The sequence below is a fragment of the Aquamicrobium aerolatum DSM 21857 genome (genome assembly GCF_900113935.1).
Classification (GTDB): domain Bacteria; phylum Pseudomonadota; class Alphaproteobacteria; order Rhizobiales; family Rhizobiaceae; genus Aerobium; species Aerobium aerolatum.
In genome coordinates this window covers 1-14,230 of record NZ_FORF01000005.1, presented here as the reverse complement: position 1 = coordinate 14,230, position 14,230 = coordinate 1, and the positions used below count along the sequence as shown (strand labels likewise).

Sequence of the window (14,230 nt, the reverse complement as noted above, 5' to 3'; positions counted from 1 at the left end):
GCCCTGAGGCGTCCTTTTTCTTATTGTCTCCGTTCTTAGCGCTTGGCCATAGGAACGTAGTCGCGCTCGGCATAGCCCGTGTAGAGCTGACGCGGACGGCCGATCTTCTGGCTCGGATCCTCGATCATTTCCTTCCACTGTGCGACCCAGCCGACAGTGCGGGCGAGTGCGAACAGCACAGTGAACATGGTGGTTGGGAATCCGAGCGCCTTCAGCGTGATGCCCGAGTAGAAGTCGATGTTCGGGTACAGCTTCTTCTCGATGAAATATTCGTCGGTGAGGGCGATTTTCTCGAGCTCCATGGCGACGTCCAGCAGCGGGTCATCCTTGATGCCCAGTTCGCCCAGCACTTCATGCGTGGTCTTCTGCATGATCTTCGCGCGCGGATCGTAGTTCTTGTAGACGCGGTGGCCAAAGCCCATCAGGCGGAACGGATCATTCTTGTCCTTCGCCTTGGCGATGTATTCCGGGATGCGGTCAACCGAGCCGATTTCGGCGAGCATGTTGAGTGCAGCTTCGTTCGCGCCGCCATGAGCGGGGCCCCACAGGCAGGCGATGCCGGCTGCGATACATGCGAACGGGTTGGCGCCCGAGGAGCCGGCGAGGCGGACGGTCGAGGTCGACGCGTTCTGCTCATGGTCGGCGTGCAGGATGAAGATGCGCTCCATCGCGCGGGCCAGCACCGGGTTCACCTTGTAATCCTCGCAGGGAACCGCGAAGCACATGTGCAGGAAATTGGCCGCGAAGGACAGCTCGTTCTTCGGGTACATGAACGGCTGGCCGATATGGTATTTGTAAGCCATTGCGGCAATCGTCGGCATCTTCGCGATCAGGCGGATCGACGCAACCATGCGGTGGTGCGGATCGGAGATGTCCGTCGAGTCGTGGTAGAATGCCGAGAGGGCGCCAACGACACCGCACATGACGGCCATCGGATGCGCATCGCGACGGAAGCCGGTAAAGAACCGCGACAGCTGCTCATGCACCATCGTGTGACGCGTAACGCGTTCGTCGAAATCGTCCTTCTGCGCCTTCGTCGGCAGTTCGCCGTAAAGCAGCAGGTAGCAGGTCTCAAGAAAGTCGCCGTTCTCAGCGAGCTGGTCGATCGGGTATCCGCGGTGAAGCAGGACGCCGGCGTCGCCATCGATATAGGTGATCTGCGATTCGCAGCTGGCGGTCGAGGTGAAGCCGGGATCGTAGGTGAACGTACCCGTGTCTTTGTAGAGCGCGCTGATGTCGATGACGTCTGGCCCAACCGAACCTTGGCGAACCTTGAACTCGGTGGACTTGCCGTTCAGTTCAAGTTTGGCAGTCGATTCGCTCATCAGAAATACCTCTCAAATAAGTTGCCCCGCCTCGCAGCCGATCAGCAATTATGTATGACAACCAAGCCCGATTGCGCGCTCTTGCTAACGCATTTGGGAGTTGCTGCCAAGCGTTTACGCACTGGCTTTGCTGCAATGCAAACTGCGTGTGAGGCTAATCGATTAGACAGTCGATATATAGACTTCAAAGTTATGCCGGCCTTTTGGTGAGTCTGCCGACACTCTGGAATGAAGCACGATTATCTCTCACGGACCGCTTCTTTCCTTTGGGTTCCGGGCTTTCCGGCCCGGAACCCAAATTGGCTGCTTGGTGTTAGCTCGACGCCTGATCGCGCAGACGGCCTAGGCTTTCTTCACGTCCGAGGACGGCAAGTACATCAAAGACGCCCGGTGAGGTGGCGCGGCCGGTGCTTGCGGCACGCAGCGGTTGAGCGATCTTGCCAAGCTTGAGCCCGGTCTTCTCCGCATAGGCGCGGACCACAGCCTCGGTCGACTGCGCGGTCCACTCGGTCAGCGCCTCAAATTCAGGCAGAAGGCCGGCGATCGTGGCGCGGGCGTCGGCGTCCAGGATCTGTGCGGCCTTTTCGTCAAGGGCCACCGGTCGGGTCGCGAACAGATATTGCGCGCTGTCTGCCAGTTCGACCAGCGTCTTTGCGCGTTCCTTCAGGCCAGGCAATGCAGCCAACAGCATTGCTTTCTGCGCGTCATTCGGCTCCAGCGGAATCGCGCCGCGAGCCTCAATATAGGGCAGGGTGGCGAGAAACTGCTCGAGCAACGCCTCGTCGTCCATCTTGCGCATGTGAACGCCGTTGAGAGCTTCCAGCTTGGCATAGTCGAAGCGGGCCGCGCCCTTGTTGACGTCTTCGATCTCGAACCAGCCGATCATGTCCTCGGTGCTCATCACCTCGTCATCGCCGTGGCTCCAGCCGAGACGTGCGAGGTAGTTGCGCAGCGCTTCAGGCAGATAACCCATCGCGCGGTAGGCTTCGACGCCGAGCGCGCCGTGGCGCTTCGAGAGCTTTGCGCCATCTGCACCGTGGATCAGCGGGATGTGAGCCATCACCGGGACGTCCCAGCCCATCGCTTCGTAGATGATCGTCTGACGTGCGGCGTTGGTCAGGTGATCGTCACCACGGATGATGTGGGTGACGCCCATGTCGTGGTCATCGACAACCACCGCATGCATGTAGGTCGGGTTGCCGTCCGAGCGCAGAATGATGAAATCGTCGAGATCCTTGTTCGGAAAACGCACGTCGCCCTGCACGCGGTCGCGCACCAGCGTTTCGCCAACCTGTGGTGCCTTAATACGAATCGCCGGCTTCACGCCCTCAGGGGCCTCTGACGGGTCACGATCGCGCCAGCGTCCGTCATAGCGCGGCGGCCGGCCTTCTGCCCGTGCCAGTTCGCGCATTTCATCAAGTTCCTGCGGGGTTGCATAGCAGCGATAAGCCTTGCCGGCAGCCACCAATTGCTCTGCAACTTCGCGATGTCGTGGTGCGCGTTCAAACTGGGAGACGGGTTCGCCGTCCCATTGCAGGCCCATCCATTTGAGGCCTTCGAGAATCGCAACTGTTGCCGCCTCGGTTGAGCGCTCGCGGTCGGTATCCTCAATGCGAAGCAGCATCTTGCCGCCGGTATGTTGCGAATAGAGCCAGTTGAACAGAGCCGTGCGTGCGCCACCGATATGCAGGTAGCCAGTGGGCGACGGTGCGAAACGGGTTACGACCTTTTCGGACATCTCATTTCCTTGAAATCGGGGGCAGAGGGCCGGAGCGACCCGATAGCCTTTTCATGAGGTTCATGTAGCATAGAGACTTGGACGTGCAAGCGGTTACCGGGGCAGGGGACGCGGCATGAGCGTGGCGAATGAACACGCCGAAAATGAGCGCCAGCAGTTTGCTGTTACCCAATCTGTGCCCTGCGCCCAGCCTTGCGTCTACGATGTTCGCGCCGACAGCGGCGACATGTCCTGGTTGTCTATACATCGCCTGACATTGTTTCTTCGAGCAATATTCGAGGCATTGCAGCGCGCGGTTCAGCGTGATCGCGCATATGGGAACGGGTTTCTGTTCATCCCTGTCTTTCTCGCGGTCGGCTCCATCAGCTACTTCGCCGCTCCCTGGGAACCGGGGCTGCTCTGGTTGCTGGCGGCGTGCCTGATCTCTGCGGCGATGGTGCTCCTTCTGTCGGCGCACCAGTCCTGGCGCGCCATTCTGGTCTATATTCTGGTCATTTTTGTTGGCGCGCTTGCAGCCAAGGTGCAAACTTGGCGCATTGATACCGCGATGCTTGGTTCGGAAATCACCACAACCTTGACCGGGAGAGTGATCACGCTTGAGCATCAGTCGTCGGGACGGGTACGGCTGACGCTTGATGTTCTGGCAACCAGAAGACCTGAATTGCGGCACGTGCCGAAACGAATTCGCGCCAGTGTCCGCAATCTCGCTGAGGATGTGCGGCCTGGCGATCTCGTTCAGGGCGTGGTTCGCTTGATGCCTCCTTCAGGTCCACTGCGCCCGCAAAGCTATGACTTTGCGTTCAAAAGCTTTTTTGACGGAATTGGCGCAAATGGCTTCTTCATGTCAAAAGTGAGCTTGGTGAAAGACGGTACTCTTCCCACCGTTCGCCAAAGGCTCGGCGCGCAGATCGAAGATTGGCGTTTGCGCATGGCGCAGCACATTTCAGAGACGATAGGCGGCCCCGAAGGCGCAATTGCTGCTGCTCTGATCACCGGCATCAGAGCGGGCATACCCGAAGAGATAAACGAAGCGCTGCGGATCAGCGGTATCTATCACGTCATCTCGATTTCCGGACTTCACATGGCCCTCGTCGGCGGAACGATCATGCTTACCGTCCGTGCCGCCTGTGCGCTTTCGCCGTCGTTTTCCATGCGTCGTCCGGCCAAGAAATTTGCTGCTTTTGCCGCGTTGCTGGCGACAGGTTTCTATCTGTTCATTTCTGGTGCCGACATCGCGGCGCAGCGCAGTTTCATCATGTTGGCAGTGATGCTGGTCGCGGTTCTGTTTGATCGTTCGGCTCTGACGATGCGCAATCTGGCAATTTCTGCGATCATCCTGCTGTTGATCGCGCCACATGAGGTGGTCGGCCCGAGCTTCCAGATGTCGTTTGCCGCAACTGCGGCACTGGTTGCTGCCTATGGCGCATTCAGGGAGCGGCGCGCCGGACAGGTTCGCCGCGCAAAAGTGCGGCGCGGCCCGCTAGTCGAATTTTGCAAGACATTGGTCCGATATGCCGCTGGCCTTTCGATAACCTCCATCATCGCCGGATCGGCGACCGCGTTGTTCACCGCATGGCATTTCCAGCAGGTGTCGCCGCTGGGTCTTGTTGCAAATCTCGCTGCGATGCCATTTGTCTCGGTCATCGTCATGCCGATGGCGGTACTCGCATCCATGCTGATGCCTTTTGGGCTTGATGGACTTCCGCTTCAGCTCATGGGACTGGGCATATCGGCCATGAACAGCGTCGCATTCTGGACTGCCGAACGCTCCGTCTATGATTCTACCGGTGCAATTTCTCTCGCTTCTGTGCTGGTTCTCACTGCTGCGTTGGCGTTGCTAACCATGTCCAGCAGTGCCGTGCGGTGGTTCTGTGTGCCGGCGCTTGTTCTGGGCTCAGTTTTGCTGCTTTCTCAAGACTTGCCCGACGTTCTGATTTCAGAAGATGGCCGTCTCGTTGCGGTACGCCAGCTGGATGGCAGGCTGGCGGTCAATCGCGCGAGGCCACAATCTTTCGTAATTGATAATTGGCAAAGAGCGGTCAGCTCAACGACGGTTTTGAGGCCGCGTGCCGACGCGACATTGCCGGCATCCAATGACGGGTTCACGTGCAATGAGGGACTTTGCATTGCCCGCGCGGCCGATCAGATCGTGGCTCATGCGCAAGATGATAGGATCGCAGCTTCCGCTTGTGCTTTCGCGCATGTTTTGATCGTCGACGATGCAACTGCAGTCAACCCATGCGCCGATTCTGTTGTTGTCATCACAAAGCGTGATCTGGCACGGCGAGGGAGTGCGGAAATCCGTTTCAGGCAGACCGCATCTTGGCCTCATCTTCCCGAACGTTCTGGAAAAACAGGAATCGAGCTGCGATATTCGATCAGCGAACCATATCGTGTATGGCATGCGCATAGGGAGTTCTCGCGGGAAGCTCGCGGACTGGCGCCTTGGCGGCGATCGTCGCGGGCCTCATTACCCTCCGATCCGATCATTCCGTCGGACATGGCCAGCCTGAACTAAAGCGTGTCGCGATCTTCTGATTCGCTCTACACGCTTTAAGTTGTTGTATTCGCGTATGTCTTGTCGTGAAACCGGTTCCCGGAGCCATGCGTTAATAGCTACGGATCAATCCGACCAGCTTGCCCTGAACCTTGACGCGATCCGGTCCGAAGATTCGTGTTTCATAGGCGGGGTTTGCAGCCTCAAGCGCAATCGAATCCCCCTTGCGTCTGAAGCGTTTCAGCGTTGCTTCTTCATCATCCACTAGAGCCACGACGATATCGCCGGCAGTCGCGGTCGATGCGTTGCGGATAATCACCGTATCGCCATCGAGGATGCCTGCCTCGATCATCGAATCGCCTTTCACTTCCAGCGCATAATGCTCGCCGCCACGCAGCATTTCAGGCGGCACGCTGATCGAATGAGTCTGCTGCTGAATGGCACTGATTGGCACACCAGCTGCAATTCGGCCCATCACCGGCACTGAAATGCCCGATGATGCATCATCGTCGTTGGAGGCTGACGGAGAATGAGGCTTGTCGGCAGAGCGTCCAAGGCTCCCTTGAATCACGCTCGGCGAGAATTTCTTTGAAGTATTGAGGCCCGGCGCAATCGAGTCTGGAAGGCGTATGACCTCAAGTGCACGCGCGCGGTTGGGAAGGCGGCGGATAAAGCCGCGTTCCTCGAGTGCCGTGATCAGTCGGTGGATTCCTGACTTTGAAGCAAGATCCAGTGCTTCCTTCATTTCATCGAATGAAGGCGGAATGCCCGATTCTTTCATTCGCTGGTGAATGAACAGCAGCAATTCGTGTTGCTTGCGCGTCAGCATCATCGCCTCGTGGGAATCATCCAAAACAAAACATGAACAGACACTATCCGTTCCATTTGTGTTCCGCAACGATATAAAGATTTATGAGGTTTTGCGTAGAAAGGCCCGGAATCATCCCGTTCTGCGTGCGCAGCAAAGCGCACAGCGAACAATTTTGATAGTTGAAGACAGTTAAATGTCCAATCCAATAGGTGAGCCGGTTGCTCGAACTTATTGATGATATGGATAAGTGGCTCCCCGGGCCGGATTCGAACCAGCGACCAACCGGTTAACAGCCGGTTGCTCTACCACTGAGCTACCGGGGAACAGCTGCTCGTGTTGAACGAGGCTGCCTATAGCAAACTGTTTTCATGTTTGCCAAGAGGCTTTTGAATTTTTTCAATCTTTTCACAGCTGACCTTATGGCAGCTGGTCTTTTGCGACCTCATATGATGCGGTCCACGGACGTTGCATATCCATCGCGCATAATCAGGAGATCGGCAGATCATGGAAGTTGAGCCACAGGTCCGGCAGGAAGCAGCTCGCAGGATCAGGGTGATGGGGCGGGAATTTCGGCTGCCGCGCTCTCGTGCGGCGCGGATCACGATTGGCAGCCTTCTTGTTCTCGGCGGCTGTCTTGGTTTTCTGCCGATTCTTGGCTTCTGGATGATTCCGCTCGGTCTGTTCATCCTGTCTTATGACTTTGCCACCGTGCGACGTTGGCGGCGACGCATGGAGATTTGGTGGGCCGAGCGGCGAGGGCGTCGGCGGTGTCGGGATCGGAACGGTCCTTCCTGATCCTGATCGCGCATCTCATTTGGGCTGCAGACCGTAATTCACCGATCTTGAAAGGTTTTTAGCTCCAAAAGACAGTTCACAGCTTGACGGGGAAATCTGTCCAACCTATTGAGGCGCCAGAACGCCCAAGTGCGGTGAGGCCTCGTGGCGGAGTGGTTACGCAGAGGACTGCAAATCCTTGCATCCCGGTTCGATTCCGGGCGAGGCCTCCAATCTGCCATCACGGCGGGAATGCATTTGATCTAGCGGGCTGTTCTTGTTGAATTACGGCCACGCCGGGCAGGTGTATAAATGTCGATCGATTTCCAGGAATTGCGCGTTAAGATGGTCGATGGTCAGATCAGGACCACCGACGTGACAAACATTGCCATCTTGTCGGCAATGCTTGCGATGCCGCGCGAGAAGTTTGTGCCTGCGGGGCGCGAGCCGCTGGCTTACATCGATGAAGATATTCAGATCGCGCCTGCTCGTGACGGTCACGCCGCCCGATATCTCATGGAGCCGTCGCCGTTTGCGCGGCTGGTGCAGTTGATCGAAATTCGTCCGGACGACGTGATTCTCGATGTTGGCTGCGGCACCGGATATTCAAGCGCGATTCTCTCCAGGCTCGGTGCATCTGTCGTGGCGCTTGAGAGCGACGCGGAACTGGCGACGCGGGCGCGGGAGATTCTTCCACAGGTGGAGTGCGGCAACGTGACCGTTGTGGAGGGTGCTTTAGCGGCTGGCCATCCGGCCGGTGGTCCATATGACGTGATCTTCATCAATGGCGCTGTTGATGCCGTTCCAGCCGCGCTGCTTGATCAATTGCGCGATGGTGGTCGTCTTGTGGCGGTCATCGGGGTCGGCAACGCCGCCCGTGCGATGCTCTATGTCAAGGAAGAGGGCGTCGTTTCAGCGCGGCATGCGTTCAACGCGGCGCTTCGTCCACTGGACGAATTCCGTGTAGCGCCCGTTTTCCAGTTCTGACGTTCGATTGCGCGTTAGCGTAACTGCAAGATCAGCGGTGACTAAGATATGCCCGGCAGCGCAAGCTCCGGGCATTTTGTTGTTGTCAGCGGGTGTTCCCCAATTGTGAAAAAAACCTGAATTGTTACCAATCTGTAACGGCCTTCACGCATCTTTTGGTGTAGGGTCGCCCAAATTTTGCAAGACCGTTGCGATCCGGTCCTGTGACTGTGGCTATTCGTCGTCGGTCTAAGACGGTGGGTTTGGGTTCGGATGGTGGGCGTCGGCATCATCAGTCGAAGATAAGAGGTGTTTTGTGTCTGGAGTTCGCAAAGGCTTTTTTGCAACCTTCATCCTCTCTGGTGTGCTTGCGCTCGCATCCCCAGCGGTGGCTGAATCTATCAATGGCGCTCTGGCAAAGGCCTATCAAAACAATTCGAGCCTGAACTATTCACGTGCTGGCGTGCGCGTCACCGATGAGGGTGTCGCAATTGCCAAGTCCGGTTGGCGGCCGCGTGTCGGGGCAACCGGCAGTGTTGGTGCGAGTCGTCAGTTTGGCAATGTCGACATCACGACAGGCTCGATGGGAATTCAGATCGAGCAGTCGCTTTTCGATGGATTTCAGACCGGCAACAACGTTGCAGCCGCAGAGGCGCGCGTTCGTGCTTCCAACGAATCGCTGACGAATACGGAGCAGGATATCCTGCTCAATGCCGCGACGGCCTTTGTTGATGTGATCCGGGATCGTCGTATCGCCGTTTACCGCGAGCGCAATCTCGAATTTCTGGGCGAGCAGGTGCGCGCGGCCAGCTCGCGCTTCGAAGTGGGTGAGGGCACCCGTACGGACGTAGCTCAGGCGCAGGCGACACAGGCTGCCGCTCAGGCGCAGCTCAGCGCAGCACGTGCTCAGGCGCTTGCCAGTGAAGCAGCCTATCTGTCATTCATCGGTGACCGTCCTGGTCGTCTGGATGCACCGTCGCCGGTTAATCGGCTTCTGCCGGCAAACCTCGAACAGGCAATGGCAATCGCGTTGCAGGAGCATCCTGCGATAAAGGCGACGCAACACCTTGTCGACGCTGCCGACTTCTCGGTGAAGGTGGCCGAGGGTGCGATGCTTCCGCAGGTGAGTGCGCAGGCAGGGATCAGCACTGGTTTTCGTGATTCCAACCTTCCGGGCGTAACAGGTGGCTACAGCCGGACTGACAGTGCTGCGGTTGGCCTCAATCTGACTGTCCCGATCTACCAGGGTGGTCGCGCTTCGGCGCAGGTCCGTCAGGCGAAGGAGTCGCTGGGACAGACTCGAATCCAAGTTGATGTGACGCGCGACCAGGTTCGTCAGGCGGTGACGTCCTACTGGACCAGCTACATTTCCACGCAGCAGGTTATTTCTGCCCAGCGTGAGCTGGTTTCGGCGGCGCAGCTTGCGCTTAACGGCGTGATCGAAGAGCGCAATGTCGGTCAGCGGACTACGCTGGATGTGTTGAATGCCCAGGCAGACGTGATTTCAGCGCAGATCAACTTGGCAGTCGCCGAGCGTGATCTCGTCGCGGCTAGCTATGCGATTCTGTCTGCCATCGGTCGCTTGTCGCCTGAACGTCTGGGCCTCAGCGTTGCCAGCTACAACCCGCGCGAGCATTACGATGCGGTGAAGGACAAGTGGTACGGCACCAAGACCCCGGATGGTCGCTGATCTCTGTTAAACTCGGCCTTCGCGTCGATGTTAAACAACTGACAAACCCCGTCATTCTGGCGGGGTTTTGTTTTTTCTGAATGACTTTGTCACTGCCTTGAGAATTGAGCGTTGGGCGAGGTCCCGGCAATCGTCAGGTGCTCGTCAGCAGGCCAAACGAGTCTGCGGACGCCTTTTTGGGTTTCCACAATAGCTGCTGAGTCTCAACACTCGCTGCAGACGCTCGCCTAGGTCAGGAAAGGTAGCCGAGAAACCACAAAATGATGATCACGGGAATCGGAATGCCGATCAGCCAAAGCAAGCCACCACGTAGCATGAAACTCTCCCTGATAATGTTGACAGGAAAGCAACGATAGGGGCCGCAATTTGGTTCCACGGATTGCGCCTTGATGCAACTTCAGACGCGATCGGGCCTAGGATAGACGGTTGCGGAACAGCCATGCGGCGAGCGGCAAGGTGACGGCTGCGACAAGGATGAGGGGAACGAAGTTGAAGGCGACATCCGAAAACGTCGCACCTTCGACATAGACCCTGCGGACGAGATCGACGCCGAAACGCAGCGGATTTATGTAAGTCACGACCTGCAGGATCGCCGGCATGTTGCGTACGGGCGTCAGCAGGCCGGACAGCAGCATCAAGGGCATGATGATCATAAAGGTGTAGAGCATGGCCTGTTGCATGGTCAGCGACACTGCGGAGATCGACAGGCCGATGCCTACGGAGGCCAGCGTGAACATGGCAAGTCCGAGATAGAGCAACCAGACCGATCCGTTCATCGGGATCTGGAACCAGAACAGGATAATCAGGAAGATGAGGGTCGACTGGAAGATGCCGATCAGCATGGACGGCAGTGCCTTCCCGACGAGAATCTGAAGCGGCGTGAGTGGCGTCACCAGCAACTGGTCGAACGTACCTTGCTCGCGTTCGCGCGCGACGGAGAGTGCCGACAGCAGGAGCGTCTGCATCATGCTGAGGGCCGCGATCAGCGCCGGCAACATGTTCCAGCGGGATTCGAGATTGGGGTTGAACCATGAGCGGCGCTCGATCGTGACCGGGGCCGAGATTCCGAGTGACCGGTTGTAGTCGGAGACGATCGCGCCGACGTATGCCGACGCCAGGCCGGCGGTGGAGGAGTTGCGCCCGTCGAGGATGAGTTGCAACGGGGCCTCCCGGCCCGCGGCAAGGCGCGTTTCAAAGTCGGAGGGGATGCTGATTACGAGCAGGGCGCTACCGCTGTCGATTTGTTCCGCGATCTGGCTTGACGAGGTCAGCGTAGCGACACGCTCGAAGACTCCTGGTCCGTCGAGTCGCGCCAGCAGTTCGGTTGATGCCGCGTTGCGGCTCTGGTCGAGGACGGCGTAGGGCGCGTAGGTCAGATCGTAGGTCGCGCCATAACCGAACAGCAGCGCCTGCATGATTGCCGGCGCGAAGAGCAGGGTGCGGTTCGCGGGATCCTTGACCAGTGCCAGCATCTCCTTGAGGATCAGCGACAGCATGCGGGCGAAATAATCGATCAGTCTGGCCATTGCGTCAGTCCAAGTTCTTGATGAGCAGCCGGCGCGTCAGAACTATCAGCACGGTGGTGTAGAGCGTGAGAATGGCGCAACTTTTCAGGATGTCTGGCCAGTAGTCGCCGGCCATGAAAAGCGTCTTGATCAGTCCCATGAAGTGAGTCGCCGGTAGGGCCTGGCTGATTATCTGGATGATCACGGGCATGTTGCGCAGATCGAAGACGAAGCCTGATAGCATCATCGCGGGCATGAAACTTGCCAGCAGCGCCATCTGGCTGGCGGCGAACTGATTGCGCGTGGCGGCCGAGATGAAGAGGCCAAGCGCCAGCGATACCATGAGGTAGAGAAGCGACGAGACGATGATGATCCAGAGCGAGCCGCGCATCGGCACCTGGAACAGGTATTTCGCCGCGAGCAGGCACATGATGAGATCGATGCCGCCGATGATGATGTAGGGCGCAAGCTTCGATAGCACGAGTTCCAGCGGGCGGACTGGGGTAACGAACAGCGATTCCAGCGTGCCGCGCTCCCATTCGCGGGCGACGAGTAGCGACGTCAGAAACGCCCCGATCAGTGTCATCACTAGCACGATCAGCCCCGGCACCAGATACCAGGTGCTCTGTCCGGCTTCGTTGAACCACATGCGCTGAGCGATCACGATGGAACCGACGCCGGCCGGCTTGTTGCCAGCTCGATCGCCCTGCCGTTGCAGTGGTACGGCCAAAGCACCGGAGACATAGCCTTCGATTGCCGCAGCGGTGTTGGAATCGACGCCGTTAAGGAGAAGCTGCAATTTTCCCGCCCCAGCGGCGAGACGCCGTGAGAAGTCGCCCGGCACGCGCAGGATGGCGTCGGTCTCGCCGGCGCGGACCATCCGCTCGGCCTGTGCCATGGAGGTTGCCCACGTGGGAGCCAGATAAGAAGAGCCTTGCAGCCCGGAAACCAAATTGCGCGCCGTCGGCGAGCTATCCTCCAGCACCACCGTCACGCGTGCATCTTTCACGTCGAAGGAGAGGCCGTAGCCGAACAGCAGGATCAGCACGACCGGCAGCAGCAAGCCGACGACCAGATTGCTGCGGCACGCAGCATCTGGCGGGTTTCTTTGCGGGTGAGGGCGACGATGCGCGTGGTGAAGCCTGAAGCGCTCATGCGGCGTGCTTTCGGTCACGTGCGGCGCGGCCTTGTTCGACGATGGCGATGAAGGCGTTGTTCATGTCCGTGCCGGCATCGCCTGCCTGCGTCCTGACTTCCCTGGGTGTGCCAAGGGCCAGCATTTCCCCTGCGTCCTGGATGGCGATCCGGTCGCAGTATTCGGCCTCTTCCATGAAGTGGGTGGTGATGATGATCGTCACCCCACCCTTGGCGAGCGAGGTGATGGTGCGCCAGAAAGCACGACGGGCGAGAGGATCGATGCCGCTAGTCGGTTCGTCCAGAAAGAGTATATCCGGTTCATGCAAGAGGCCGGTGGCCATTGCGAGCCGTTGCTTGTAGCCGGCGGGAAGGATTCCGCTCTGGGCGGCGGGATCGAGATCGAACTGTTTCAGAGAGGCAGCGATGCGGGAGCGCAGCGCCTTGCCGCGTAGTCCGTAGGCGCCGCCGAAGAACTCCAGATTTTGGAGAACGGAGAGATTGCCGTAGAGCGCAAACTTCTGGGATACGTAGCCGATGCGGCCGCGCGCTTCGGCGCGCGCGTTGCGCAGGTTGAGCCCCGCGACCTCCAGATGGCCGCTGGTTGCCGGAAGCAAGCCGCAGAGCATGCGAAAGGTGGTCGTCTTTCCCGCGCCGTTCGGACCGAGCAGCCCGAAAATTTCGCCCTGGGCAACGTCGAAGGATGTGCTGGCTACGGCATTGAAGTCGCCGAATTTGCGAACCAGATCACGCACGACGATGACAGGCTTGTCCCCATTGCGCTGCCGAGGCTCTTCCGTGTCGACGGCGGTCGCGGGCTTCGGCGCTGTCGCGCCGCTTTCCTGTTCGTGCTGGCGCAGCATCATCATGAAAGCATCTTCCAGCTCTTCGCCGCGTGGCTCGAAGGGGGCGTCGTGCAAAAGCTCCGCAATCTGCGCCTCGTTGGCGTTCTTTTGGCGGATGAAGCTGACATTGCCGCCCCTTGGAACGGCATCGACGATAAGATCAGGCGCATCGATCAACCGGGCCTGCAGTTCGCGCGCAGGCATTCGGTCAGGTGGTGCGGCCGTAAAGGTCAAACCCTTTGCCTGGCTTTGAAGATCGGCAGGTGGCCCCTCCGCCAGCAGCTTGCCGTTGTTCATGACGAAAACTTGCGCACAGCGCTCGGCCTCGTCCATGTAGGCCGTGCTGATGATCACGCTGAGCTTTTCGTCCTCGACGAGCTGCTGCACGATCTTCCACAGGTCACGCCGCGACAGCGGGTCGACGCCGACGCTCGGTTCGTCCAGTAGCAGGAGATCGGGAGAGCGGACCAAGGTGCAGGCGAGGCCCAGCTTCTGCTTCATGCCCCCCGACAGCTTTCCGGCAGGACGTTCGGTGAACCGCGCCATGTCGGTCATTTCGAGCATGCGTGAAAAGCGCTCTTTGCGCTCCTCCTGCGGAACACCATGCAGGTCGGCGTAGAGGTCGAGATTGTGATTTTTCATGGAATGAGGACCCTGTTTAAGGGGTGATTTTCGTCCAAACGGGACCCCTTAACGTGGGGTCATCAAAATGCCTCCGGTTTCATCGGAGGCATTTGTGTTTTGGATGTTGATTGTGGAGACGATTGCAAAGATACGCCGGCTTTCGCGGGTTCAGGGCAAGTCGATCAAGGCGATTTGCCGCGAGTTGAAGGTTTCACGGAAAGTGGTGCGCAAGGTGCTGCGCTCGGACGAGACCGAGTTCCGCTACGAGCGCAAGCATCAGCCCTATCCGCGGATGGGGGCATGGCGCGAAGAGCTTGACCG

Annotated in this window: 10 protein-coding genes, 2 tRNA genes and 1 pseudogene; 6 read left to right on the top strand and 7 right to left on the bottom strand. The window is 58.6% G+C overall.

The features are described from left to right. Positions 1 to 35: 35 nt before the first annotated feature. On the bottom strand, positions 36 to 1,325 hold the full coding sequence (gene gltA / locus BMZ42_RS05210; protein WP_091519498.1) for a citrate synthase: 1,290 nt from the start codon (positions 1,323 to 1,325) through the stop codon (positions 36 to 38). Between the two features lie 313 nt (positions 1,326 to 1,638). After that, a complete protein-coding gene (gene gltX / locus BMZ42_RS05205; RefSeq protein WP_091519495.1) occupies positions 1,639 to 3,063 on the bottom strand; it encodes a glutamate--tRNA ligase in 1,425 nt (474 codons plus the stop codon). A gap of 115 nt (positions 3,064 to 3,178) precedes the next feature. Here gltX and BMZ42_RS05200 point away from each other — a divergent pair, with 115 nt between their 5' ends. After that, positions 3,179 to 5,581: a ComEC/Rec2 family competence protein gene (locus BMZ42_RS05200; protein ID WP_244523164.1), complete on the top strand. Its 2,403-nt coding sequence runs from the start codon at positions 3,179 to 3,181 to the stop codon at positions 5,579 to 5,581. Between the two features lie 91 nt (positions 5,582 to 5,672). Here the strand turns inward: BMZ42_RS05200 and lexA are convergent, their stop codons facing one another. Further along, positions 5,673 to 6,389 carry a transcriptional repressor LexA gene (gene lexA, locus BMZ42_RS05195; RefSeq protein ID WP_091519858.1) on the bottom strand — a complete coding sequence of 239 codons (717 nt, stop codon included), beginning with the start codon at positions 6,387 to 6,389 and terminating at the stop codon, positions 5,673 to 5,675. Positions 6,390 to 6,619: 230 nt separating this feature from the next. Next, positions 6,620 to 6,694 (bottom strand) — tRNA-Asn (locus BMZ42_RS05190). A 232-nt stretch (positions 6,695 to 6,926) separates the two neighbouring features. Here BMZ42_RS05190 and BMZ42_RS05185 point away from each other — a divergent pair. The 4 genes from BMZ42_RS05185 to BMZ42_RS05170 all read left to right on the top strand — a co-directional run bounded on the left by BMZ42_RS05185 (position 6,927) and on the right by BMZ42_RS05170 (position 9,801). Then, entirely contained in the window at positions 6,927 to 7,166 is a 240-nt protein-coding gene (locus tag BMZ42_RS05185) for a hypothetical protein (RefSeq protein ID WP_091519856.1), read from the top strand. 138 nt (positions 7,167 to 7,304) lie between these two features. After that, positions 7,305 to 7,378, top strand: a tRNA-Cys gene (locus BMZ42_RS05180). A 79-nt stretch (positions 7,379 to 7,457) separates the two neighbouring features. Continuing rightward, entirely contained in the window at positions 7,458 to 8,132 is a 675-nt protein-coding gene (locus tag BMZ42_RS05175; RefSeq protein ID WP_091519492.1) for a protein-L-isoaspartate O-methyltransferase family protein, read from the top strand. A 295-nt stretch (positions 8,133 to 8,427) separates the two neighbouring features. Continuing rightward, positions 8,428 to 9,801, top strand: a complete 1,374-nt coding sequence (locus BMZ42_RS05170; RefSeq protein WP_091519489.1) for a TolC family outer membrane protein — start codon at positions 8,428 to 8,430, stop codon at positions 9,799 to 9,801. Between the two features lie 413 nt (positions 9,802 to 10,214). Here the strand turns inward: BMZ42_RS05170 and BMZ42_RS05165 are convergent, their stop codons facing one another. The 3 genes from BMZ42_RS05165 to BMZ42_RS05155 form a co-directional block, all read right to left on the bottom strand. After that, complete coding sequence (locus tag BMZ42_RS05165; protein WP_091519487.1) at positions 10,215 to 11,327, bottom strand: ABC transporter permease; 1,113 nt, start codon at positions 11,325 to 11,327, stop codon at positions 10,215 to 10,217. 4 nt (positions 11,328 to 11,331) lie between these two features. Further along, the gene (locus BMZ42_RS05160; RefSeq protein WP_244523163.1) at positions 11,332 to 12,369 is read right to left on the bottom strand and encodes an ABC transporter permease; all 1,038 of its coding nucleotides are present in this window, start codon (positions 12,367 to 12,369) and stop codon (positions 11,332 to 11,334) included. A gap of 88 nt (positions 12,370 to 12,457) precedes the next feature. Continuing rightward, positions 12,458 to 13,927 carry an ATP-binding cassette domain-containing protein gene (locus BMZ42_RS05155; RefSeq protein ID WP_244523162.1) on the bottom strand — a complete coding sequence of 490 codons (1,470 nt, stop codon included), beginning with the start codon at positions 13,925 to 13,927 and terminating at the stop codon, positions 12,458 to 12,460. A 103-nt stretch (positions 13,928 to 14,030) separates the two neighbouring features. On the opposite strand from BMZ42_RS05155, the pseudogene BMZ42_RS05150 reads away from it, so the two are divergent. Continuing rightward, a pseudogene (locus BMZ42_RS05150) lies at positions 14,031 to 14,230 on the top strand (IS21 family transposase); the annotation flags it as partial.